Source organism: Pseudomonas sp. MS01C9, from assembly GCF_058202755.1.
Genome location: NZ_CM177073.1, coordinates 5,255,397 through 5,277,304 on the forward strand (window position 1 = coordinate 5,255,397; position 21,908 = coordinate 5,277,304).

Here is a 21,908-nt window from a genome sequence, read left to right on the forward strand (position 1 = left end):
AAGACTCCTTGAGGTGTGGTTCCCGACCCTTTCAGTGGCCGGGGCTCGGGGAGTCTTTCAAGCGGGTGTAAGCGGGGTGTGTCGGGAACGCGGGGGATTGCAAGTTCGTGTGTGCCCGGCGACGGCAGACACATTGGCATACAAACCCGGATGCCAGGCCTTGTGGACGTTCAGCTGGCAGGAGCGGTTTCGCGGCTCAAGCGCAGCTCGGCGCACAAGCCGCCGCCTTCGCGATTGCTCAAGGTCAGCGAACCGCCCATGGCGATCGCCAGTTGCTGGGCAATGGCCAATCCCAAGCCCGTTCCGCCGGTTTCCCGGTTGCGCGAGCTTTCCACGCGGTAGAACGGCTTGAGCACCTCGGTCAGTTCGTGCTCGCTGATGCCGGGGCCACGGTCCAGGACCTGGATCGCCAGTTGGCCATTGCCGGTCAATTGCACGTGGATCTGCGCCGAGCCGCCGAATTTCAGTGCGTTGTCCACCAGATTGACCAACACCCGGCGCAGGGCGTGGGGGCGGGTGTCGATGACGGCGGCGTTCTTGCCCGACAATTGAACGTCCTTGCCGGTGTCCTGGTAGTCGAACACCAGGCTGTCGAGGAACGCATCCAGGTTGATGCGGCAACTGGCTTCTGTAGCGCCATGGATGCTGCGGGCGTAGGCGACGCCTTCGCGCACCAGGTGTTCCATTTCGCCCAGGTCGCTCCACAGCTTGTCCTTTTCGATGCCATCGTCCATGAACTCCGCGCGCAGCTTCATGCGGGTGATGGGCGTCTGCAAGTCGTGGGAAATCGCCGCCAGCAGTTGCATGCGCTCTTTCAGGTAAGCGGCGATGCGCTCCTGCATGGTATTGAACGCCTTGGCGGCATGGACCACTTCGGTCGGGCCTTTTTCGTCCAGGCGCGCGCCGTGGGCGTTGGGGTCAAGGGTTTCCACGGCCTGGGACAGGCGGGTCAAGGGCCTGACGGCAATGCGCACGGCCAGCCAGGTGCAGCCGATCAACAATGCCAGCTGCCCCAGCAACACCACCGGCAGCCAGGGAGACAGGGGCGTCATGGCCGGGCGGACGTCGATGGTCAGCGGGCTGCCGTCGCCCAGGCGCAGATGGGCCTGGTAGTGCTTTTGCGGGCCGGGAATGTCGGTGAAGGTCAGCGCATAGGCCTGGCCGATGGCGTCCTGGATCGAGCTGACCGATATCGGTGCGTCTTCCGGGACCATGGGCTGGCCGGGCAGGCCTTCATCGAGCAGGTAGTTGTAGTTGCGCCGGGTGAGGCGGGGCAGCCAGGCCGGACGCTCGGCAGCGGGCAGGCGATCGAGGATGGCGACCGAGGTCGAAACGTCGGTTTCCAGGTTGCCGAGCATGGTGGTCTTGGCGCTCTGGTAGCGTTCGTAGTACTGGACACCGAAAGACAGGCCCTGGGCCAGGATCAGGCCGATCAGGAAGATCAGCGACAGCCTCGACGCGAGGGTCCGCGGCCAGCGCAATGACAGGTTCATGCCGAAACCTCGAGGATCTCGACCGGCAGCGAAAACACATAGCCTTCGCTGCGCACGGTCTTGATGTAGGCCGGCTCGCGGGCATCGTCCAGCAGGCGCTGGCGCAGCCGGCTGACCAGCAGGTCGATGGAGCGATCGAACAGGTCGGCATCCCGGCCCTGGGTCAGGTTGAGCAACTGGTCACGGTTGAGCACTCGCTGCGGATGGTCGAGGAACACCCGCAACAACCGGTATTCGGCGCCGCTCAGGGCGACCATGGTGCCGTCGGTATCGAGCAGATGGCGGGCCGTGGTGTCCAGGCGCCAACGACCGAACGCCAGCAGGCGCCCGCTTTCGGTCACCACCAGATTGGGGGGCAGCATGCGGGTGCGGCGCAGCACCGCGTTGATGCGGGCCAGCAACTCCCGGGCGGCGAAGGGTTTGACCAGGTAATCGTCGGCCCCCATTTCCAGGCCGATGATGCGGTCGGTCTCGTCGTTGCGCGCGGTGAGCATCAGCACCGGCGTGGCCTTGTGCTTGCCGGCACGCAGCTCCCGGCACAGCACCAGCCCGTCGTCGCCCGGCATCATGATATCCAGCACGATCAGGTCCACCGGGGTGGTTTCCAGAAAGGTGCGCATCTGCCGGCCGTCGGCGACGACGGTGGTACGTAGGCCGTTCTTCTTCAGGTAGTTGCCCACCAGCTCTCTGATCTCGCGATCGTCATCCACGATCAACACATGGTCGACATGATCCATGGTGTACAGCCCCTTATGGCGTTTCGTTGGTGGTCAGTCTACAGACACCGACCGGCCTGGCTCGCGACGGTTTGTATTGCAGTGTATCTGGCGCGCGACGGATACACAGCGATGCAAAAAGCCGCCTGGCTCGATACAGGCGCGATACCTCGGTGGCATTCAATGGCTTCCAACGAGGCGACACCACGAGCCTCGACACAAGTCAGCCCATTGAACGAATCGAGGAACGCACCATGAACACCAAAGCCATCTACGCCGCCTGTCTTTTCGCCGCACTGAACATCTGCACCTTGTCGGCCCGAGCCGAAAGCAATGTTCCGGCGCAAACCTACGCCTACGGCTCCCACCTGGATATCCAGAAGGTGCTGTCGCTCACCGAAGACGCCAACCCGACCTGCGGTGTGGTGAACGCCCGGATGACCTACCTGGACTCAGCGGGCCACAAGCAGGCGTTGGACTACCGCAAAATTTCCGAAAACTGCAATAACGAAAACTGATGAAAAAGATCAGGAATGCTCTCCAACCGTTTGTTGCAACTGGATTCATGTCACTGGATCGCCACGGGCCATGGTGCTGCGCAACGCTGTTTCAGGCCTCTCCAGGGGCTGTTGCGCAGCCCCGCAAGCCACATCATGTCCGGTTGATTGATCCGACCTGGCTGCTTATCCATTCATCCATTATTAGGTGATGCCATGCTTCTGATCGCTTTTCTTGGCGGGATCCTGACGATCCTCAGCCCCTGTATTCTTCCGGTCGTCCCGTTTCTGTTCGCCCGTGCCGACCGGTCCCGCAGTTCGGTATTGCTGACCCTGGGCGGCATGGTGTTGACCTTCGCCTTGGTGTCGAGCCTGGCGGTGGTCAGCAGTGAGTGGGTACTGCGCGCCAGCAGCGTCGGCCGCCAAGTGGCCCTCGGGGTGATGGTGCTGTTCGCCTTGTCGCTGATGTTCAGCCGGGTCGGCACCTGGTTGGCGCGGCCGTTGGTGAACCTGGGCAATCGCATCGATGCCGGTGCCGGGCAGGTGGCCGGGCCGCTGGCGTCCGTGTTCATCGGGGTGGCCACCGGATTGCTCTGGGCGCCGTGCGCCGGTCCGGTACTCGGCGTGATCCTGACCGGGGCCATGCTGCAAGGCGCCAATGCGCAGACCAGCCTGTTATTGCTGGCTTACGGCCTGGGCAGCGCCTTGTCCCTGGGTGTGCTGATCCTCGCCGGACGCGGGCTGGTGGGACGCCTCAAGCTCTCCCTCCCGGTGACGACCTGGTTGCGCCGCGGCACCGGAGCCGTGGTGTTGCTGGCTGCCGTGGCGATTGGCACGGGTGTCGATGATCGTCTGCTGGCCAATACGTCCTCCCAGGGCGCGGCCACTCTGGAGAAAGGCCTTTTGGAGAACGTGCCCAAGGCGATCGACTACGTGGTCAGCAAGGCCAACGCCGCACCCATGCCGAACCTTCAATCCCAGGGGGCCATGCCTTCGCTGGACGGCGCGGTGCAGTGGCTGAACTCGCCTGCGCTGAGCAGCGAGTCCTTGCGCGGCAAGGTAGTGCTGGTGGATTTCTGGACCTATGACTGCATCAACTGTCAGCACACGCTGCCTTATGTGAACGGCTGGGCGAAAAAGTATGAGAAGGACGGATTGGTGGTGATCGGCGTCCACACACCGGAATATGGTTACGAGAAAATCATCGACAACGTGCGCCAGCAGGTGCGCAAGCTGGATATCCAGTACCCGGTGGCTATCGACAACCAGTATGCGATCTGGCGCGCCTTCAACAACCAGTACTGGCCCGCCCACTATTTCATCGATGCCAAGGGCCAGGTGCGTTACAGCCATTTTGGCGAAGGGCGTTATGGTGAGCAGGAGCAGGTGATCCAGCAACTGTTGCAAGAGGCGAAGGCAGGCCAGTGAGCCGTGGCGAGGGAGCGTGCTCCCTTGTCATAGGGGCGTCAGGCTTGAGGTATTTCTACTTAAAGTCGTTATATTTCAATATATTGCTTTTAAAACATAAAGTGATTTATAGAAAAAAGACGGCCCTTGAGAGGGTCGTCTTTTTTAATAAAATTCCATTATTTTCAATAAGTTATAGATCTAATCTACAGTTGTTTGGATGATTTGTCGCGCTCAGGCGCCAGGCACCAGAAACGGCTGGTTTGGCAGCCCCGCAGGCGTGCAGTCATCTTGAACCGCTTCGGCCGAATACTGGCCCCTTGCTCATGGCAACGTCGTCAAACTTCTTCTATTTCAGAACGTTGGGCGACAAATCTATGCGCATTTCTATGTGGGTCGTGGCGACATTTCTCCTGGCGATCGTCTCGCTCGAAGCCCAGGCCAGGGCGTTGACGAAAAACCAGCTGTCGGTGTGCCGCTGGGGTTCGGATATCGCGGCCGGGGCCCAGGCCTCGAAGCTGTCCGGGATCACCCTTTACGGCGCCCGGAAAAAACTGCAGGTGCGCAAGTTTCCCCGGCCGTGGATGCGCATGACGGCCCTGGGCATTACCGAGCAGACCTACAACAGCGCTTCGCGCCTCAAGCCGGCCGCGGTCAAGCAGACCTATTACGAGCAATGCGTGCGCCATGAACTGGCGCAACGCTAGGCGGTGTCGCGAATGGATTCATGCCGGGCTTCTGCCGGGCATCTCGATGCCATGCTGGTGCACCCGTCGATAGAGGGTGGCCCGGGAAATGCCCAGGGCCCGGGCCGCGGCGGTGGGCTTCCAGCGATGACGCACCAGCGCGTCGAGCAAGGCCTGGCGCTGCGCACAGGCCACCGGTTCCGGCGTATCGGCCATAGCGCCCGGGCCCTGCAACGACTCGGGCAGGTGGCTGAGCAAAATCACGCTGGCCTCGCATACCGCGCAGGCGTAGCGCAGCACATGGCGCAACTGGCGGATGTTGCCCGGCCAGTGATAGCCGAGCAGGCATTCCAGGGCCGGGCCGCTCAACTGCTGCAGCAAGCCTGAGCAGCGCATCGATTCTTCTTCGAGAATGCGATTGATCAGCGCCAGCCGGTCGGTGCGTTCGCGTAACGGCGGAAGCTGGAAGCGGGCGCCTCCGAGGCGGAAATACAAGTCTTCGCGAAACTCGCCGGCAGCCACCAGGGTTTCCAGGTCGCGGTGGGTGGCGCAGATCACCTGGATGTCCACGGCCCTGCGCCGCGAGGCCCCCAGGGGCGCCACTTCACCTTCGGCCAGCACCCGCAACAGGCGGGTCTGCAAGGCCAGGGGCATGTCACCGATTTCGTCGAGGAACAGCGTGCCGCCATCGGCCTGTTCCAGCAGGCCCTGCATGCCCCTGGCCGAGGCGCCGGTGAACGCCCCGGCGACATACCCGAACAGTTCGCTTTCGATCAGGCTTTCAGGGATCGCCGCGCAGTTCAATGCCACGAAGGGGCGCTCTCGGCGCTGGCTGGCCTGGTGCAACTGACGGGCGAAGACCTCCTTGCCGGAACCGGTTTCACCCTGGATCAACACCGGCAGGTTGCGATCCTTGACGCGCACCGCCAGGCGCAGGCTGTCGGCCAGGCGCGGATCCAGCTCGGAAGGAGCCATCGCCACCCTGGGTCGCGGAACCGCCCGATGGCGGGGCGCACTCAGGCGGCCATGCAGGGCATGATCGAGTGGGTAAAGGCTTTCGTCACGGGCGCGGTGCAATTGCTGCTGATCGAAGACCTGGCTGATGTTCTGCGGCAGTTGGCCGTAGTGTTGCAGCAGATACTGGCGGGCGGCGGGGTTGAGGGCCTGCAGGCAACCGTCGTCGTCCCAGGCGAACAGGAAATCGGGCTGGCTGTCGACATAGCCGGCGTTGTGATGAGCCCGCAGCACCCAGTAGCCCTGGGCGCTGCTCATGAAAAACGCCTGTTCGATTTCCCGGGCGCTCTGCACCACCATCTGGCGGATCAGGTGTTGGGAACGGCGATCATCCGGTGAGCGCACCGCCGACACATCCAGCACCCCGAGCAGTTCTCCCTGGGGATCGAATACCGGCGCGGCGGAACAGGTCAGGCCAATGAATGCGGCTCGGAAATGGTCGCGCTTGTGCACGGTCACCGGGGCCCGGGCGGTGAGCACTGCCGCTACGCCGCAGGTGCCTTCTTCGCCTTCCGACCAGCAGGTCCCCAGGTACAGCCCGGCCTTGCGGCAGTCGTTGCGGATCGTGGTTTCCACCCGGTAGTCGATGGTCTGGCCCTGGGCATCGGTCAGCAGCACGCAGTAGTCGGCATCGCGCACCCGGCCATGGAGGCGGGTCACTTCTTCACTGGCGATGTTGAGAAACAGCTCCGAGCGCTCGCGACACTGCCGGAGCACGTCTTCGGACAGGATGCGCGGACCCTGCAGCGAGCCAGGGTCCAGGTGGTGTTGCTCCATGGAGCGGCGCCAGGAATCGAGGATCAGGTCGGGGACGGGACGTTGGGGCAACTGGTCCGCGTTCTTCACCACGCGGCTGACGCAATCCACATGCGCCCGGGAGTGAGTGGAAAGCATACGGGCCTCCGGTTCAGCTTCTTATCGTTGTGCGCTCATTAAGCGCCGTTCCCCTGGCGCAGACAAGCACGACGGACGACAGGCCCGCTGTGAGACGCCACGTCTCACAGTCTCACGACTGGCTCGTGCAGGCTGACATGCCACGTCTCACCCAGACCGGATCCGTGGCCGGGCTGATCCGAAGCCGGCCGCTCTGGCTCGCCTGTCTCGCCGCTTCTGCGCGGTTCTGGCACCGCCCTTGCTCTATCCCCTTCAACCCGCCCGACGGGTCTTCCAATAATAAAAACGAGGTTCGCATGGGTTATCGCTCAGGTTCTTTTCCTGCCCGCAACGGGGTGGCGCCATGAACCGGCCGCCCCTGACCGTAGGCATCATCGCCAATCCCGCTTCGGGTCGGGACGTGCGTCGCCTGACCGCCAATGCCGGGTTGTTTTCCAGCACCGACAAGGTCTCGGTGATCCAGCGCCTGCTGGCGGCCTTCGGTGCCACCGGCATCCAGCAGGTGCTGATGCCCACCGACATGACCGGCATCGCCGCCGCCGTACTGAAGAACAGTCATGGCCGGCAGGCCCGTGGCAGCCACTGGCCGGCCCTGGAGTTCCTCGACCTGACCCTGCGCCAGACGGTCGAAGATACGCGCAATGCCGCGCGCCTGATGGCCGAGCGGGGAGTGGCGTTGATCGCCGTACTCGGCGGCGACGGCACCCACAAGGCGGTGGCGGCGCACGTGGGAGACATCCCCCTGCTGACCCTGTCCACCGGTACCAACAATGCATTCCCCGAGCTGCGCGAGGCGACCACCGCCGGGTTGGCCGGCGGCCTGTACGCCAGCGGCCGGATCCCCGCGCAGATCGGCTTGCGCCGCAACAAGCGGCTTCTGGTCTGCGAGGCCCAGCGTGGCCTGCGGGAAGTCGCCCTGGTGGATGTGGCTGTGTCGCCGCTGCGGTTTGTCGGCGCCCGGGCCATCAGCCGGGCGGCGGACCTGGCCGAGGTCTTCGTGACCTTTGCCGAGCCGCAGTCCGTGGGCTTGTCGGCGCTGTGCGGGCTGTGGTTCCCGGTGTCGCGCCAGGCGCCGGGAGGGGCCTGGATGCGCCTGGACCCGCAATCGCCCGAGGCGCTGCTGGTACCGCTGGCTCCCGGTCTGCTGCAGGGCTGCGGCGTACTGGCCGCCGGCCCGCTGGAGCCTGGCATTGCCCACGGGCTGTCGCTGTCCAGCGGCACCCTGGCCCTGGATGGCGAACGGGAAATCGAATTCAACGTCAACGACCGGCCCACGGTCACCCTCGATGCCGGCGGCCCGCTGAGTATCGATGTCAATGCGGTGCTGGCCTACGCCGCGCAGCACCGTCTGCTGGCCATCGGCCGCGAACACCCGCAACACCCCCAAAACCTTCAAGACACCCCTGGAGAATAAAAATGTCGACAACCCTCACCCACGATCAATTGCTGCACGCCTACCAGGTCATGCGCACCATCCGCGCCTTCGAAGAGCGCCTGCACGTGGAATTCGCCACGGGCGAGATCCCTGGGTTCGTCCACCTGTATGCCGGCGAAGAAGCCTCGGCCGCCGGGGTCATGGCCCACCTGGGCGATGACGATTGCATCGCCTCCAATCACCGTGGCCATGGCCATTGCATCGCCAAGGGCGTGGACGTCTACGGGATGATGGCCGAGATCTACGGCAAGAAAACCGGCGTCTGCCAAGGCAAGGGCGGCTCGATGCACATCGCTGATTTCGAGAAAGGCATGCTCGGCGCCAATGGCATCGTCGGTGCCGGCGCGCCCCTGGTGGTGGGCGCGGCGCTGGCGGCCCGGCTCAAGGGCACCGACAGCGTCGCCGTGGTGTTCTTCGGCGATGGCGGCTCCAACGAGGGCGCGGTGTTCGAAGCCATGAACATGGCGTCGGTGTGGAACCTGCCGTGCCTGTTCATCGCGGAAAACAACGGCTATGCCGAAGCCACCGCGTCCAACTGGTCGGTGGCCTGCGATCACATCGCCGACCGCGCGGCCGGGTTCGGGATGCCGGGCGTGACCGTGGACGGCTTTGACTTCTTTGCCGTGCACGAAGCCGCCGGGGCCGCCATCGAGCGGGCCCGGGCCGGGGAAGGACCGTCGCTGATCGAGGTCAAGCTGACCCGTTACTACGGGCACTTCGAGGGCGATGCCCAGACTTATCGGGCACCCGATGAGGTCAAGCATTTTCGCGAAAACCAGGACTGCCTGATGCAGTTCCGCGAGCGCACCACCCGGGCCGGCTTGCTGTCGGCAGAGCAGTTGGACCAGATCGACAAGGAAGTGGAGCTGCTGATCGAGAACGCGGTGTACAAGGCCAAGTCCGATCCCAAGCCCACGGCCGCGGACCTGCTCACCGACGTGTACGTCTCCTATCCCTGAACGCCTTCCTCAAAACAAGAATAGAGAATCCCATCATGGCGAGAAAAATCAGCTACCAGCAGGCAATCAACGAGGCCCTGGCCCAGGAAATGCGTCGCGACGCCAGTGTCTTCATCATGGGCGAGGACGTGGCCGGCGGCGCCGGTGCGCCCGGTGAAAACGACGCCTGGGGCGGAGTGCTCGGCGTCACCAAGGGGCTTTACGACCAGTTTCCCGGACGCGTGCTGGATACCCCGCTGTCGGAAATCGGCTATGTCGGCGCCGCCGTCGGTGCCGCCACCTGCGGCGTGCGGCCGGTGTGCGAACTGATGTTCGTCGACTTCGCCGGTTGCTGCCTGGACCAGATCCTCAACCAGGCGGCGAAGTTTCGCTACATGTTCGGCGGCAAGGCCTCCACGCCCCTGGTGATCCGCACCATGGTGGGTGCCGGCTTGCGCGCCGCGGCCCAGCACTCGCAGATGCTCACCTCGCTGTGGACGCACATCCCGGGGCTGAAGGTGGTCTGCCCGTCATCACCCTACGACGCCAAGGGGCTGCTGATCCAGGCGATTCGCGACAACGACCCGGTGATCTTCTGCGAGCACAAATTGCTGTACGGCATGCAGGGCGAGGTGCCGCAAGAGCTCTATACCATTCCCTTTGGCGAAGCCAATTTCCTGCGCGATGGCAAGGACGTGACCCTGGTCTCCTATGGCCGCACGGTGAATATCGCCATGGATGCGGCCCGCAGCCTGGCGGGGCGGGGTATCGACTGCGAAGTCATCGACCTGCGCACCACCAGCCCGATGGACGAGGACAGCATCCTGGAAAGCGTGGAAAAGACCGGGCGGCTGGTGGTCATCGACGAGGCCAACCCGCGATGCTCCATGGCCACCGATATCTCGGCACTGGTGGCGCAAAAAGCCTTCGGGGCGCTCAAGGCGCCGATTGAAATGGTCACCGCGCCCCACACTCCGGTGCCGTTCTCCGATGCCCTGGAAGACCTGTACATCCCCGATGCGGCGAAGATCGAGAGCGCCGTGCTCAATGTGATCGAGTGGAGCAAGCGCTGATGAGCCAGATTCATACCCTGACCATGCCCAAGTGGGGGCTGTCGATGACCGAGGGCCGGGTCGATGCCTGGCTCAAGGAAGAGGGCCAGGCCATCACCAAGGGCGACGAGGTGCTGGACGTGGAGACCGACAAGATCTCCAGCAGTGTCGAGGCCCCGTTTGGCGGTGTGTTGCGCCGGCAAGTCGCCCGCCAGGACGAAACCCTGCCGGTGGGCGCCTTGCTCGGCATCGTCGTGGAAGGCGAGGCCAGCGACGCCGAGATCGACGCGGTCATCGAGCAGTTCCAATCCAGCTTCGTGCCCGGTGACGCAGCCGATGAAGACAGCGGTCCGGCACCTCAGAAAGTCGAATTGGACGGACGGGTGATTCGCTATTTCGAACGCGGCGAGGGCGGTGTGCCGTTGGTGCTGGTGCATGGTTTTGGCGGCGACTTGAACAACTGGCTGTTCAACCATGAAGCACTGGCCGTCGGGCGTCGGGTCATTGCCCTGGACCTGCCGGGCCATGGCGAATCGTCGAAAACCCTGCAACGTGGCGACCTGGACGAGCTGAGCGGCGTGGTGCTGGCCTTGCTCGATCACCTGGATATCAATGCTGTGCATCTGGTGGGCCATTCCATGGGTGGGGCGGTGTCGTTGAATGCCGCGCGCCTGATGCCCCAGCGGATACGGTCCTTGACCTTGATCGGCAGCGCCGGGCTGGGCACGCAGATCAATGGCAGCTACCTGCAGGGCTTCGTCGAGGCGGCCAACCGCAACGCCCTCAAGCCGCCACTGGTGCAACTGTTCTCCAATGCCGAGCTGGTCACGCGGCAGATGCTCGACGACATGCTCAAGTACAAGCGCCTGGAAGGCGTGGACGCCGCCCTGCGGCAACTGTCGGCGACGCTGTTCGCCGACGGCCGCCAGCAGGTGGACCTGCGCGAAGTGGTGCAGGCCGGCCATGTACCGACCCTGGTGATCTGGGGTAGCGACGACGCAATCATTCCGGCGGCCCACAGCGAAGGGCTGGCGGCGCGGGTCGAGGTGCTCGCCGGGCAGGGCCACATGGTGCAGATGGAAGCGGCCGAGCAGGTCAACCGGCTGATTCTCGAATTCGTTCAACAGAACTGATCAAGCGGGCGCCGACCGGGTCGTCGCCCCAAGCCTTGGAGGCACTATCATGAATGTTTCAATCACGCCTGCCCGCAGCATGCGCGCCGCCGTCTGGCACGGTCGCAACGATATCCGCGTCGAGGACGTACCGTTGCCGGTTTCGCCGCCCGCCGGCTGGGTGCAGATTCGGGTGCAGTGGTGCGGTATCTGTGGCTCCGACCTGCACGAATACGTGGCCGGGCCGGTGTTCATCCCGGTGGATGCACCGCATCCGCTGACCGGTATCAAGGGCCAGTGCATCCTTGGCCACGAGTTCTGCGGCGAAATCGTCGAACTGGGGGCCGGTGTGGAGGGTTTCAGTGTCGGCGAACCGGTGGCGGCCGATGCCTGCCAGCATTGCGGCACCTGCTATTACTGCACCCATGGGCTCTACAACATCTGTGAAAACCTGGCCTTCACCGGGTTGATGAACAACGGCGCATTCGCCGAGCTGGTCAATGTTCCCGCCAACCTGCTGTACAAGCTGCCCGCCGGATTCCCGGCCGAGGCCGGTGCGCTGATCGAACCGCTGGCGGTGGGCATGCACGCGGTGAAAAAGGCTGGCAGCCTGTTGGGGCAGAACGTGGTGGTGGTCGGCGCCGGAACCATCGGCTTGTGCACCATCATGTGTGCCAAGGCTGCCGGCGCGGCCCAGGTGATTGCCCTGGAAATGTCCAGCGCCCGCAAGGCCAAGGCCCTGGAAGTCGGGGCCAGCCACGTGATCGATCCTAACGAATGCGACGCCCTGGCCGAAGTGCGGCGGTTGACCGCCGGCCTGGGGGCAGACGTCAGCTTCGAGTGCATCGGCAACAAGCACACCGCCAAGCTGGCCATCGACCTGATCCGCAAGGCCGGCAAATGCGTCCTGGTGGGGATCTTCGAGGAGCCGAGTTCATTCAACTTCTTTGAACTGGTCTCCACCGAGAAGCAGGTGCTCGGGGCGCTGGCCTACAACGGCGAGTTCGCCGACGTGATCGCCTTTATCGCCGACGGACGCCTGGACATCTCGCCCCTGGTGACCGGACGTATCCAGTTGGAGCAGATCGTTGGGCAGGGCTTCGAGGAACTGGTCAACAACAAGGAGCACAACGTGAAGATCATCGTGTCACCCGCACGGATCTGAGGGCGCCTGAGGTGGGGCGATTTGGCGATGGTCGGAGTGGCCATCGCCTTTTTTCAGGTATAGGCCAGCAGCCGGCCACAGCAGATCACCGCGAACCATAGCGCCATGGACAGCAGTGCCTGGATTCTGGCCAGGCCGGGTGCCTTGTGGCCGATATTCCATTGCTGGACGCCGCGGTAGGTTCCAACGTGGAACACCAGGGCGTTGAGGCCCGCCGTCGCGATCAGGCAGAGTTTGAGGACGAAGACGTCGTTGCCGGCAAAGTCATGGGGGTGCGCGCTGAACATCATCAGCCCGGCAGGCACGATGAGCAGCAGGGCCGCAAGGGCCCAGGTCAGCAGATGACGGGCCAGGGCGGTCACGGCGATGCCCTTGGACAACCCCAGGATGCGCAGGTCGAACATCACCACCGCGCCCACCAGCACCGAAAAGCCGATGATGTGCACGACTTCCACCAGCGGGTAGAGCCACAGCTCGCCGCGCATGGCCACCGCCAGGGATGAATCCGCCAGTTGGTCCATCCAGCCTTGGGTCGCACCCGCCGGGGAGGCCTGCATCAGCGCAACTCGGTGGTCTTGCCGTCGATGGTGATGCGTTCGGCGCGCAATTCGTCGGGTTTGTTGCGGTTTGCATAGCCGACCACGGTGGCCCGGTTACCCGCTTTGAGCCTGTCTTTGGTCAGGCCCCGATTCTCCATGCGCGACGGCGGGGCCAGCACGACGGTCCAGGTTTTGTCGGTGGTTTGCAGGCGCACGTAGCCGTGGGGATGGGAGTAACCGGATTCCTTGATGGTGCCGTCGAGTTCCAAGGGGGGGCTGGCGTCATATTCGCTCCAGCCGTGGTGAGCGAGTGCTGCCGTGGCCATCAGCATCGACGCCAAACCGATGCAGCGAAGGATAACGTTCATGGCAAGGTCTCCTGTGAGGGCGGTTCAACCCGGCAAGTAAGCGCGCCAGACCCGCCGTTCATCGAGCTGAAGCCGCTGTTCCTCGTCCTTGCGCAAGGGGCGGTCGCAATCGAGAAAGAACTCATCGAGTTGTGGCGGCTCGACATGGGTGGCGCTGAGCATGGTGTGGACCTGCCCACGATGATGGATCTGATGTTCGAACAGGTGCAACAGCAGCCGGTCGATTCGTTCGCGCACGACACCGTCGGCCCGGACCAGGTCGACGCAGCGGGCGAGGTCTGTTTGCCGCAGGGTTTCGCAGAACGCCACCAGCCGCTGGTCGGTCTGGGTCTGCTTATGCACCAGTGGGGCAAAGGCCAGGGTTTCGGAGAAATCCTTTATCTGGCCGTCCCGGTCGCCTTCCAGGGCGGTGAGGTAATAGCGGTCCACTTCCAGGATGTGGCAAAGCGTGGCTTGGATGGACGGGAAGAATCCCGTGCGCGGCGCGGCATAGTCAGCCTCGCTCAACTGCGCGCAGGTGCTGAGCAGCCGGTGATTGGCCCATTGGTTGTTCAGGGCCTGGGCCAGGAAATAGTTCATGGGCGGTCTCCCTGTGGTGTCCGCCACAGACATCGTGGGAGCGAGCTTGCTCGCGATGAAGGCGGCATATCCAGCATAGCCGGTTCAGGCCGACCGCTATCGCGAGCAAGCTCGCCCCCACAGTTTGAGTCCCATGCGCCCACTATCGTGTATTCATCATAGAACCCTGTGGGAGCGAGCCTGCTCGCGATGGCGGCGTCCCAGTCACCGCCAGTTGGCGCCATGCCCCGGGGTCAAAGCCCCACATCCGGTAACGCCGGCCGATTGGCCATGGCCTTGGCCATGATCTGTTCCACATACACCCGGTCCTCTTCCGGCAAGGCCAGCCGCGGTGGGCGGGTGAGGGCGCTGCCGCGACCGGCGATGGCTTCGCACAGCTTGATGCACTGCACCAGGTCGGCGCGGGCGTCCAGGTGCAGGATCGGCATCAGCCACTCGTAGATCGGCATCGCTTCGGCAAAGCGTCCGGCGCGGGCCAGCCGGAAGATGGTCTCGCCTTCCTTCGGGAACACATTGGACATCCCCGAGACCCAGCCTTCGGCCCCCACGGCGAGGCTTTCCAGCACCACGTCGTCAAGGCCGGCGAACAGCACGAAGCGGTCTCCCACCTCATTGCGCACATCGATGAAGCGCCGGGTGTCGCCGGAGGAATCCTTGAAGCACACCACGTTGTCGCAGTCGGCCAGGGAGATCAGGATGTCCGGCGTCACGTCGTTCTTATAGATCGGCGGGTTGTTATAGACCATCAGCGGTACGTCGGCATGCCGGGCCACATAGCGGAAGTGTTCGGCGGTTTCGAACGGCTTGGAGCCGTAGACCAGCGCCGGCATCAGCATCACCCCGTTGACCCCGACCTTGCGCACCGCGTTGGCGACCTTGGCCGCCTGCACGCTGGTGAACTCGGCTACGCCGCAGATCACCGGGACCCGGCCACGGGAGGCGTCCACCGCCACTTCGGTCACGGCGATCTTCTCCTCGGCGCTCAGGGAGGTGTTCTCGCCCACCGAGCCGCACACCACCAGGCCGGATACGCCGTCGCGGATAACATTGGAAATCACTTGGTGGGTCTTTTCCAGGTTGATGGAAAAGTCTTCGTTGAATTGAGTGGTGACAGCGGGGAATACGCCGCTCCAGTTGATGCGTTTGCTCATGGGTTGTCTCCGGTGGTTAGCGGTATGTGGCAAGAGGACTTGCACAATCGGAAAATCATGCGCCAGGCCAGGTATCTGAAAGCCGATAGCCTTGTGGCCACGGATCGGCCGGGTCGAGCAACAGCTGATGGGTCCCGGTGACCCATGCCCGTCCGGCGATGCACGGGTAAATCGCCGGGCGTCCGGCCACGTCGGTCAGTGAGTCGATGCGGCAGTGGAATTCGGAGCCGATGATCGAGCGGCCGATAAATCGCTCGCCTACCTGCATCAAGCCCTTGGCGTGCAGCACCGCCATGCGTGCCGAGCAGCCGGTGCCGGTGGGGGAGCGGTCGATCTTGCCGGGCTGGATCACCACGGCGTTGGCGCCAGTGGCAATGCCGTTCTCCTGGACGATGGGCGCGGCGATCTGGCAGAACGAGATGTGTGACCAGTCAGGATTCAACGGGTGCGCGAAGCCCAGTTGTTCGTTGGCGGCGCGGGTGATCTTCAAGCCCACGGCCACCAGCTCGGCGGCTTCCTCGGGGCGAATGGCAAAGCCCAGGCGTTGGGCGTCGACGATGACGAAGCTGTCGCCGCCATAAGCGGTGTCCACTTGCAGGGAGCCCAGGCCTTCGACTTCGATCCAGGCATCGAGGCGGTCGGCGAAGGAGGGCACGTTCTTGATCTCGACCCGTTGCACCTTGCCGTCGCGGCAGTCGGCCACCGCTTCGATCAGGCCGCCAGGGGCCTCCAGTACCAGGCGGGTCTGGGGCTCGGTCATGGGCAGGATGCCGCTGTCCAGCAACACGGTGGCGACGCACAGCGAGTTGGAGCCGGACATCGGCGGGGTGTCGGCCGGCTCCATGATGATCCAGGCCATCTGCGCCCGCGGGTCCTTGGCCGGCACCAGCAAGTTGACGTGGCGGAACACACCGCCACGGGGCTCGTTGAGGACGAAGTTGCGCAGGGTCTGGTCCCGGGCGATCCAGCGTGACTGCTCCCACACCGTGGCACCGGGTGGTGGGGCGACGCCGCCGACGATGACATCGCCGACTTCGCCTTCGGCGTGGCAACTGACTACATGGATGATTTTCGATGAGCGCATGGATCAAATCCTTGTGTTGTCTGGCTGGGTTTCATCGCGAGCAAGCTGGCTCCCAAAAGGGGGGGCTGTCGTGTACACAAAACAGTGTGGGAGCGAGCTCGCTCGCGACAGGGCCATCCGCTATTTCACCGACTTGAGAAACGCCGCCGTCTCCGGCTGCACCGGATTGCCGATCACCTGGTCCGGCGGTCCGATTTCATGGACCCGGCCGTTGCAGAAGAACGCCACCCGGTCGGACACGTCCCGGGCAAAACGGATTTCGTGGGTCACCAGCACCATGGTCATGCCGTCTTCGGCGAGCATGCGCATGGTGTCCAGCACTTCACCCACCAGCTGCGGGTCCAGGACCGAGGTGGCTTCGTCGAAAAGCATGTAGTCCGGCGACATGGCCAGGGCCCGGGCGATGGCCATGCGCTGTTGCTGACCGCCGGAAAGCTTGCCCGGAAACGTCTTGAGCTTGTCCCCCAGGCCCACGTGTTCGAGTTGGCGAACCGCCAGGGCCTCGGCGTCCTGCCTGCTCTTGCCCAGTACCTTGCGCGGGGCCAGCATGACGTTTTCCAGCACGGTCAGGTGGGGGAAGGCGTTCCATTGCTGGAAGACGATGCCGATCTTGCGCCGCAGGCGGTTGAGGTCGGTGGACGGGGCATGGACCTCGACGCCGTCCACGCGGATGCTGCCTTTCTGGATCGGTTCCAGGCCGTTGATGCACATCAGCAAGGTCGACTTGCCGGAGCCCGAGCCGCCGATGATCGACACCACTTCGCCTTTGTCCACCGTCAGGCTCACCCCCTTGACCACTTCCAGGTGGCCGAAGGATTTGTGTACGTTTTCGATCTCAATCATTTTCCTGCCACCTTCTTTCCAGGCGTGCGCCAAGGCGGGCGACCACCAGGCTCATGACGTAGTAGATGAGGCCCGCGATGCACAGCACCAGCAGGGGTTCCTGAATGCGCGTGACGATGGTCTGGGAGGCCCGCAGCAGTTCGACGATGCCGATCCACATCACCAGGGCGGTGTCTTTCATGACCCCGAGCACCAGGTTCAGCCAGCCGGGAAACGCGACCCGCGTGGCGATGGGCAGGACGATGAAGCGCAGGTCCTGCAGGTAGCTCAGGCCCAGTGAACGGCTGGCCCGCCGAGTGCTGAGGGGCACCGCCAGCACGCCGCCGCGCACGATTTCGGTGAAGTACGCCGCGGCGTAGATCCCGAGCACGATGCAGCCGACTGCGAACGCGCTGAGGTCCAGGCCGGCGATGCTCTTGAGGGAGTTGAACAGCACGAACTGGATCAGCAACGGTACGCTGCGAAACACGTCCAGCACCCAGGCCAGCGGCAGGCTGGCCCGGGGCATCAGCGCGCGCAGCAGGCCGAACAGCAGCCCGGCCAGGGTGCCCAGCAGGATCGACCAAGCGGTCAACTGCACTGTGACCCAGGCGCCGTCGAGCAGGAACAGCAGGTCGTTGAGCGTGAGGCTGGTGGCGAACATGACGAACCCTCAATAACGGAACAGACGCCAGGACAGCAGCCGGGCCAATCCGACGATCGCCTTGGCGATCAGGTAATACAGCAGCGCCGCAAGGGCGAAGTACTCGAAGGTCCGGAACGTCTTGACGTTGTATTCCTGGGTCACGCCGGTGAGGTCGTTGTTCAAGCCGACGACCACGCCCAGGGAGGTCATCAGCACCGCCCAGACCATCTGGTTGGTAAGCGGGTAGAACACGATGCGCAACAACTGCGGGACGATGATCATCCGATAGGCCTGGGACGCGCTCATGCCCAGGGAGCGGGCCGCGCGCATCTGCGTATCGGGTACCGCCCTGAGGCCGCCGCGCAGGTTTTCCGCCAGGTAGCCGGCGTTGTTGAAGGTGATCCCGGCCAGCAGCGCCAGCCATGAGCTGACATGCAGGCCGAGGGAGCCGAGGCCGAAGTAGAGGATGTAGATCTGGAACAGCGAGGGCGTGTTGCGGGCGATGGACACCCAGCCATTGCCCACGCCCCGCAGCAGAGGGTTGCGCGCCTGGCGCATCACGGTCAGGACCAGGGCGATCAGCACGCCGAAGATCATCGACAGGGCGGCGGTCTCGAACGTCACCCAGGCGCCGGCGAGCATGTCGGGCAGGGCCCGCAGGGCGGGGCGCCATTGGAAGCTGTAGTCAAACATGGGGGCGGGATCCTCGGCCAGTGGCAGGTTGCAGCCAGCGCGGCGGCTGTCCGCCGGTGGCGGCGGTGCAGGCTGCCTCGACGCATTCGGCCAGGCTGGCGAAGTGCACGCCGCGTCCCACCAGGCCTGGCGCGTAATGGGCGTATTTGCCGGAATTGGTCATCAACGTGGTGGCCCGTGGCGGGATGACGGGTTCGCCCAGCATGCACCAGCAGGTATCGGTGACCAGCGTTGCGCCAAAGGCCTCCAGGGGCTCGATATGCCCCGCGGCCCGGGCCTGTTCCAGCACGGTGCGGCCGCAGGTGATCGCCAGCACCACGTGCGGATGTTTGCGGCGTCCCGCGCACAGCGCCGCCAGTGCGGCGAACTCACTGAGGGAAAAATGCGGGTTGCCCAGGGACACCACATCCACGTGGTTGTCCCGGGCGTTGTTCAGCTCGCGCCAACTGGCAAGCAGGCCGGCGATGGCCACGGTTTCCAGCGGCAAGGCCTGGTCCCATGCGTCGGGGTCCAAGGCTTGCGGGGTCACCCCTGCGATATGGAACAGCGGCGCGGCGCTGGTGGTGGCGAACGCGGCGCCGAAGGCCTTGAGGTCGTCCAGTGTCGGAGCGGCATTTTGCAGGCCACGAATCAACGGGATTCGCCGGCCCGCCAGGTGGCCGATGTGATAGCCCAAAAGCGGATAGAAGCTGTCGTCGGCGACCTCCATGGCCGGCACGTCGATGATCAGTTGAGCCTCGCGCTGGGCGTCGAGATGACAGCCGGACAACGGCGCGCGGCCGCACAGGGCGATGCAGATGTCGAGGAAATCCGGGTACTTCTGAGTGCGGGCGCCCAGCACGCTGTTGGCGTAGACCACTGCGTTGGACTCGGCCCAGACGATCTGCTCGCCGACCTTGGGAGCGGTGTCCAGCAGGTAGGGTGCGCAGGTGAAGCTCAATTGCGCGCCCATTGCCATGTAGGCATCCCCCAAGGCGCTGGCCGGCTCGCCCAGCGCCGGATCGACCCCCAGTTCTCGCCAGCGGCGCTGGTCCACGGAAATGGCATTGAGGGTGGTGGGGATGCAGACCTTTGCCCCCCACTGCACCAGTTGCTCGGCGAAACGCAGGCTCGCCGGGCCTGTGTAGATGCAACCGTCGATGTGGGCCTGGGTCACGTCCAGCAGTTGTGTGGCAGCCTGGATCCCGGCCATGTGCAGCACGATCTGCATCGCCACCTGGGCGGCCTTGCCGTGGGTGCCATCGAGCAAGGCCCGGTCCCGTTCGGTGAGCTGGATGTGCGTCGGTGTGCAGGACGGCGTAAATCCCTCGCGGCCTTGCCAGCCATCGTCGGGACGACGGCCGGACAGGGTCAGGCGGTTGTCTTCGACACGCACGAAACCCTGGCCCCGCAAGCGCTCGAACGCTTCGCGTCCAACGCAGACCACCGGCAATGAACGCTGGAAGATCACCTGCGCCACCAGCACGCCCAAGGCCAGGATCTCGTCCACCTCGGCAAGCACCAGGGCGGCGGGGGCATGACCGTTGCTGATCAGTTCCATCAACACGCTGCTGCCGGTGCAGGAGCCGCGTCCGCCGGGAATCGCCAGCACGCGCCCGGCCAGGCGCTCGCCGCTCAGCGGATGATGGCGGTCGATGACCTCGCCGCTGGCCGGGTCGACACCGCCCCAGAAACTCAGGCCCACGTCGGCGAAGAGCAGGGTGCCCTGAGCGGCTCCCTCCACCAGGCAACGTCCTTCGATGCGCACAGGCGTGCTTGGCATGCGCCGCTCCTCAGTAATAGACCTGGGGAACGGTCAGGTCGGTGGGCGGGATGTCAGTGCCGACCCATTTGGTGAACAGCTCCTTGTACCGCCCGGTGCGCACTTGCTGGTTGATGAACAGGTTGAGGTAGTTGATCAGGCCATACTCGTTGCGCTTGGCACCGAGGGAGACGTAGTCGATGACATAAGGTGCGTCGCCAGCGATCTTCAGGTTCTTGTATTTACCCGACTTGATGGTGGCGGCCGCCACGGTGTTGGTCACCACGGTGGCATCGATGTGCCCCTGGGCAACGGCCAGCAGCGTGTCGTTCTGCGACTGGTAGGCGCGGAAACTGCCGCTACCCCAACTCTTCTGGTCCTTTTCCAGGGCGATGGCCTCGTAGGTGCCGCTGGTATTGCCCAGGGCCTTGCCCTTGAGGTCGGCGTAGCTGTTGATGCCGGTGTTGTCCCGGGTCAGGACTACCATCTGGAACGCGAAGTAAGGCACGGTGAGGCCAACGGTCTTGGCCCGCTCAAGGGTGTCGGAGGTGGATGCGACGATGACATCGGCGCGGCCGGAAATCAGCGCCGGGATGCGGTCCGGAAAGGGCGTCTCCACCACTTCGGCTTCCACGCCCAGGACTTTCGCCAGGTCGTGGCAATAGTCCACGTCAAAGCCTACCGGTTTGTTGCTTTCATCGCGCGAGCCCATGGGCGGGAAGTCCAGGGTCACGGCGCAACGCAGCTTGCCCGAACCGATGATGTCGTCGAGCTTGTCGGCCTGGGCCGGGGAAACAAGGAGAGGGGTCAGTACAACGCTTAACGCTACGGCCAATGCAGGGTTCTTCATAGATGCCTCGCTGTCGAATGGGTGCGTTGAAATATCGTATTGAGGATTTCGTATACGATATTAAATAAGCAATCCCCATGCCTGTTCAGGCTGTGTCGCCTGGCGACGCGTCAGAGGGTTGATCTAGAGGGCTTTCGCTCAAACAGGCGCCCTACAAGGCCGTGGGCGAACCTGGTCCAGGGTGTTACAGATAGGAGCAGCGCGGCGCGCTCGTGCCCCGAGAGGGAACAATTCAGCGCTGGTTCTCCCGATACTGGCTGGGCGAAAGGCTGGTCAAGGCGCGGAACTGACGGCTGAAGGCGCTGTGGTCGGTATAGCCACAGCGCAGGGCGATTTCGGTGATGGGCAGGTCCTTGTCCAGCAACAGCCGCGAGGCTTCTTCCAGGCGCGCCTTGTGAATCATCTGCCGGGGCGTGAGCTGGAAGATGCGTTTGCAGTGACGCTCCAGTTGCGCCACCGACAAGCCGGCGATTGCGGTCAGTTCCGCCAGGCTGACGGCGCGGGCGAAGTGCTGCTTGATATGGGCATCCACCGCCGCCAGTTTCTGGAACGCCGGGTGGCTGGACTGGGGCAATTGCAGGTCCCGGGAAATGCCCGCCAGGCCTACGATCCGTGCATCGGCATCGCGCAGGGCAAGCTTGTGGGTCAAGCACCATACCGGTTGGTTGCCGTAGTACAGGTGGAGTTCGAGTTGGTCCGCCAGCTCTCGGCCGCTTGCCAGCACCCGCCGATCCTGTTCGGTGTACAGCGGCCCGAATCGTTCGGGGAAGACTTGTTCGGCGGTGAGCCCCAGCAGATCGCCGCTGTGCTTGAAGCCGCAGCGTCTGGCCAGGGTCTGGTTGACGAAGGCATAACGTGCCTGCCTGTCCTTGATGAAGAACACCACGTCCGAAAGGGTATCGAGCAACGGTGCGATGGGTTGCAGGCTGTGCAGCAGGGTGTCCAGGTCGCAGGGCGGGAAAGAAGTGAACGAGGGGTACATGGCCGGCATCGTCTTGGAGTGGGCGCGAGGGTGCTCGCGATAGC

Annotated in this window: 22 protein-coding genes; 8 read left to right on the top strand and 14 right to left on the bottom strand. The window is 64.0% G+C overall.

The genetic code is table 11. The features are described 5' to 3' along the window. Positions 1-170 precede the first annotated feature (170 nt). Positions 171-1,493, bottom strand: a complete 1,323-nt coding sequence (locus tag AC1M7R_RS23785) for an ATP-binding protein (protein WP_490609970.1) — start codon at positions 1,491-1,493, stop codon at positions 171-173. Beyond that, positions 1,490-2,230, bottom strand: coding sequence for a response regulator (locus AC1M7R_RS23790; protein ID WP_072391308.1), 741 nt, complete (start codon positions 2,228-2,230; stop codon positions 1,490-1,492). Before AC1M7R_RS23790 ends, AC1M7R_RS23785 begins: the two co-directional genes overlap by 4 nt. A gap of 233 nt (positions 2,231-2,463) precedes the next feature. On the opposite strand from AC1M7R_RS23790, the gene AC1M7R_RS23795 reads away from it, so the two are divergent. The 3 genes from AC1M7R_RS23795 (at position 2,464) to AC1M7R_RS23805 (ending at position 4,820) form a co-directional block, all read left to right on the top strand. Continuing rightward, positions 2,464-2,727: a DUF2790 domain-containing protein gene (locus AC1M7R_RS23795; RefSeq protein ID WP_072431057.1), complete on the top strand. Its 264-nt coding sequence runs from the start codon at positions 2,464-2,466 to the stop codon at positions 2,725-2,727. A gap of 195 nt (positions 2,728-2,922) precedes the next feature. Next, positions 2,923-4,134, top strand: a complete 1,212-nt coding sequence (locus tag AC1M7R_RS23800) for a cytochrome c biogenesis protein DipZ (RefSeq protein ID WP_072391314.1) — start codon at positions 2,923-2,925, stop codon at positions 4,132-4,134. A gap of 356 nt (positions 4,135-4,490) precedes the next feature. Beyond that, the gene (locus AC1M7R_RS23805; RefSeq protein ID WP_072391317.1) at positions 4,491-4,820 is read left to right on the top strand and encodes a hypothetical protein; all 330 of its coding nucleotides are present in this window, start codon (positions 4,491-4,493) and stop codon (positions 4,818-4,820) included. An 18-nt stretch (positions 4,821-4,838) separates the two neighbouring features. Here the strand turns inward: AC1M7R_RS23805 and AC1M7R_RS23810 are convergent, their stop codons facing one another. Next, on the bottom strand, positions 4,839-6,707 hold the full coding sequence (locus AC1M7R_RS23810; RefSeq protein ID WP_490609971.1) for a sigma-54-dependent Fis family transcriptional regulator: 1,869 nt from the start codon (positions 6,705-6,707) through the stop codon (positions 4,839-4,841). A 343-nt stretch (positions 6,708-7,050) separates the two neighbouring features. Here AC1M7R_RS23810 and AC1M7R_RS23815 point away from each other — a divergent pair, with 343 nt between their 5' ends. The 5 genes from AC1M7R_RS23815 (at position 7,051) to AC1M7R_RS23835 (ending at position 12,409) form a co-directional block, all read left to right on the top strand. Then, positions 7,051-8,121 (top strand): ATP-NAD kinase family protein, encoded by a 1,071-nt coding sequence (locus AC1M7R_RS23815; protein ID WP_072431055.1) that lies wholly within the window; start codon positions 7,051-7,053, stop codon positions 8,119-8,121. A gap of 2 nt (positions 8,122-8,123) precedes the next feature. After that, complete coding sequence (locus AC1M7R_RS23820; RefSeq protein WP_072391327.1) at positions 8,124-9,101, top strand: thiamine pyrophosphate-dependent dehydrogenase E1 component subunit alpha; 978 nt, start codon at positions 8,124-8,126, stop codon at positions 9,099-9,101. 35 nt (positions 9,102-9,136) lie between these two features. Next, positions 9,137-10,153, top strand: a complete 1,017-nt coding sequence (locus tag AC1M7R_RS23825; protein ID WP_072391330.1) for an alpha-ketoacid dehydrogenase subunit beta — start codon at positions 9,137-9,139, stop codon at positions 10,151-10,153. Next, a complete protein-coding gene (locus AC1M7R_RS23830; RefSeq protein WP_072431054.1) occupies positions 10,153-11,265 on the top strand; it encodes an acetoin dehydrogenase dihydrolipoyllysine-residue acetyltransferase subunit in 1,113 nt (370 codons plus the stop codon). The genes AC1M7R_RS23825 and AC1M7R_RS23830 overlap by 1 nt, the downstream gene beginning before the upstream one ends. A gap of 79 nt (positions 11,266-11,344) precedes the next feature. Continuing rightward, the gene (locus AC1M7R_RS23835; RefSeq protein ID WP_243750458.1) at positions 11,345-12,409 is read left to right on the top strand and encodes a 2,3-butanediol dehydrogenase; all 1,065 of its coding nucleotides are present in this window, start codon (positions 11,345-11,347) and stop codon (positions 12,407-12,409) included. Positions 12,410-12,462: 53 nt separating this feature from the next. On the opposite strand, the gene AC1M7R_RS23840 is transcribed toward AC1M7R_RS23835, so the two are convergent. The 11 genes from AC1M7R_RS23840 to AC1M7R_RS23890 all read right to left on the bottom strand — a co-directional run bounded on the left by AC1M7R_RS23840 (position 12,463) and on the right by AC1M7R_RS23890 (position 21,864). Further along, positions 12,463-12,966, bottom strand: a complete 504-nt coding sequence (locus tag AC1M7R_RS23840; protein ID WP_072391340.1) for a DUF6644 family protein — start codon at positions 12,964-12,966, stop codon at positions 12,463-12,465. Then, complete coding sequence (locus AC1M7R_RS23845; RefSeq protein ID WP_490609972.1) at positions 12,966-13,316, bottom strand: DUF6152 family protein; 351 nt, start codon at positions 13,314-13,316, stop codon at positions 12,966-12,968. Before AC1M7R_RS23845 ends, AC1M7R_RS23840 begins: the two co-directional genes overlap by 1 nt. A 24-nt stretch (positions 13,317-13,340) precedes the next feature. Beyond that, positions 13,341-13,895: a DinB family protein gene (locus AC1M7R_RS23850; protein WP_092181100.1), complete on the bottom strand. Its 555-nt coding sequence runs from the start codon at positions 13,893-13,895 to the stop codon at positions 13,341-13,343. A 233-nt stretch (positions 13,896-14,128) separates the two neighbouring features. Beyond that, a complete protein-coding gene (locus AC1M7R_RS23855) occupies positions 14,129-15,046 on the bottom strand; it encodes a dihydrodipicolinate synthase family protein (RefSeq protein ID WP_490609973.1) in 918 nt (305 codons plus the stop codon). A gap of 55 nt (positions 15,047-15,101) precedes the next feature. Next, positions 15,102-16,130: a trans-3-hydroxy-L-proline dehydratase gene (locus AC1M7R_RS23860; protein WP_490609974.1), complete on the bottom strand. Its 1,029-nt coding sequence runs from the start codon at positions 16,128-16,130 to the stop codon at positions 15,102-15,104. A gap of 120 nt (positions 16,131-16,250) precedes the next feature. Continuing rightward, entirely contained in the window at positions 16,251-16,973 is a 723-nt protein-coding gene (locus tag AC1M7R_RS23865; protein ID WP_490609975.1) for an amino acid ABC transporter ATP-binding protein, read from the bottom strand. Continuing rightward, entirely contained in the window at positions 16,966-17,616 is a 651-nt protein-coding gene (locus AC1M7R_RS23870; protein WP_072391358.1) for an amino acid ABC transporter permease, read from the bottom strand. Before AC1M7R_RS23870 ends, AC1M7R_RS23865 begins: the two co-directional genes overlap by 8 nt. A 9-nt stretch (positions 17,617-17,625) precedes the next feature. Beyond that, entirely contained in the window at positions 17,626-18,291 is a 666-nt protein-coding gene (locus AC1M7R_RS23875) for an amino acid ABC transporter permease (RefSeq protein ID WP_072458811.1), read from the bottom strand. Next, the gene (gene lhpI / locus AC1M7R_RS23880) at positions 18,284-20,053 is read right to left on the bottom strand and encodes a cis-3-hydroxy-L-proline dehydratase (RefSeq protein ID WP_076407068.1); all 1,770 of its coding nucleotides are present in this window, start codon (positions 20,051-20,053) and stop codon (positions 18,284-18,286) included. Before lhpI ends, AC1M7R_RS23875 begins: the two co-directional genes overlap by 8 nt. A gap of 10 nt (positions 20,054-20,063) precedes the next feature. Beyond that, positions 20,064-20,882: an ABC transporter substrate-binding protein gene (locus AC1M7R_RS23885; RefSeq protein ID WP_072391372.1), complete on the bottom strand. Its 819-nt coding sequence runs from the start codon at positions 20,880-20,882 to the stop codon at positions 20,064-20,066. Between the two features lie 232 nt (positions 20,883-21,114). Continuing rightward, the gene (locus AC1M7R_RS23890; protein ID WP_076407067.1) at positions 21,115-21,864 is read right to left on the bottom strand and encodes an AraC family transcriptional regulator; all 750 of its coding nucleotides are present in this window, start codon (positions 21,862-21,864) and stop codon (positions 21,115-21,117) included. Between the last annotated feature and the right edge of the window lie 44 nt (positions 21,865-21,908).

Excerpts from the sequence above, each read along its gene's own strand:
- AC1M7R_RS23785 (WP_490609970.1), bottom strand. The coding sequence starts at position 1,493 with ATGAACCTGTCATTGCGCTGGCCGCGGACCCTCGCGTCGAGGCTGTCG.
- AC1M7R_RS23790 (WP_072391308.1), bottom strand. The coding sequence starts at position 2,230 with ATGGATCATGTCGACCATGTGTTGATCGTGGATGACGATCGCGAGATC.
- AC1M7R_RS23795 (WP_072431057.1), top strand. The coding sequence starts at position 2,464 with ATGAACACCAAAGCCATCTACGCCGCCTGTCTTTTCGCCGCACTGAAC.
- AC1M7R_RS23800 (WP_072391314.1), top strand. The coding sequence starts at position 2,923 with ATGCTTCTGATCGCTTTTCTTGGCGGGATCCTGACGATCCTCAGCCCC.
- AC1M7R_RS23805 (WP_072391317.1), top strand. The coding sequence starts at position 4,491 with ATGCGCATTTCTATGTGGGTCGTGGCGACATTTCTCCTGGCGATCGTC.
- AC1M7R_RS23810 (WP_490609971.1), bottom strand. The coding sequence starts at position 6,707 with ATGCTTTCCACTCACTCCCGGGCGCATGTGGATTGCGTCAGCCGCGTG.
- AC1M7R_RS23815 (WP_072431055.1), top strand. The coding sequence starts at position 7,051 with ATGAACCGGCCGCCCCTGACCGTAGGCATCATCGCCAATCCCGCTTCG.
- AC1M7R_RS23820 (WP_072391327.1), top strand. The coding sequence starts at position 8,124 with ATGTCGACAACCCTCACCCACGATCAATTGCTGCACGCCTACCAGGTC.
- AC1M7R_RS23825 (WP_072391330.1), top strand. The coding sequence starts at position 9,137 with ATGGCGAGAAAAATCAGCTACCAGCAGGCAATCAACGAGGCCCTGGCC.
- AC1M7R_RS23830 (WP_072431054.1), top strand. The coding sequence starts at position 10,153 with ATGAGCCAGATTCATACCCTGACCATGCCCAAGTGGGGGCTGTCGATG.
- AC1M7R_RS23835 (WP_243750458.1), top strand. The coding sequence starts at position 11,345 with ATGCGCGCCGCCGTCTGGCACGGTCGCAACGATATCCGCGTCGAGGAC.
- AC1M7R_RS23840 (WP_072391340.1), bottom strand. The coding sequence starts at position 12,966 with ATGCAGGCCTCCCCGGCGGGTGCGACCCAAGGCTGGATGGACCAACTG.
- AC1M7R_RS23845 (WP_490609972.1), bottom strand. The coding sequence starts at position 13,316 with ATGAACGTTATCCTTCGCTGCATCGGTTTGGCGTCGATGCTGATGGCC.
- AC1M7R_RS23850 (WP_092181100.1), bottom strand. The coding sequence starts at position 13,895 with ATGAACTATTTCCTGGCCCAGGCCCTGAACAACCAATGGGCCAATCAC.
- AC1M7R_RS23855 (WP_490609973.1), bottom strand. The coding sequence starts at position 15,046 with ATGAGCAAACGCATCAACTGGAGCGGCGTATTCCCCGCTGTCACCACT.
- AC1M7R_RS23860 (WP_490609974.1), bottom strand. The coding sequence starts at position 16,130 with ATGCGCTCATCGAAAATCATCCATGTAGTCAGTTGCCACGCCGAAGGC.
- AC1M7R_RS23865 (WP_490609975.1), bottom strand. The coding sequence starts at position 16,973 with ATGATTGAGATCGAAAACGTACACAAATCCTTCGGCCACCTGGAAGTG.
- AC1M7R_RS23870 (WP_072391358.1), bottom strand. The coding sequence starts at position 17,616 with ATGTTCGCCACCAGCCTCACGCTCAACGACCTGCTGTTCCTGCTCGAC.
- AC1M7R_RS23875 (WP_072458811.1), bottom strand. The coding sequence starts at position 18,291 with ATGTTTGACTACAGCTTCCAATGGCGCCCCGCCCTGCGGGCCCTGCCC.
- lhpI (WP_076407068.1), bottom strand. The coding sequence starts at position 20,053 with ATGCCAAGCACGCCTGTGCGCATCGAAGGACGTTGCCTGGTGGAGGGA.
- AC1M7R_RS23885 (WP_072391372.1), bottom strand. The coding sequence starts at position 20,882 with ATGAAGAACCCTGCATTGGCCGTAGCGTTAAGCGTTGTACTGACCCCT.
- AC1M7R_RS23890 (WP_076407067.1), bottom strand. The coding sequence starts at position 21,864 with ATGTACCCCTCGTTCACTTCTTTCCCGCCCTGCGACCTGGACACCCTG.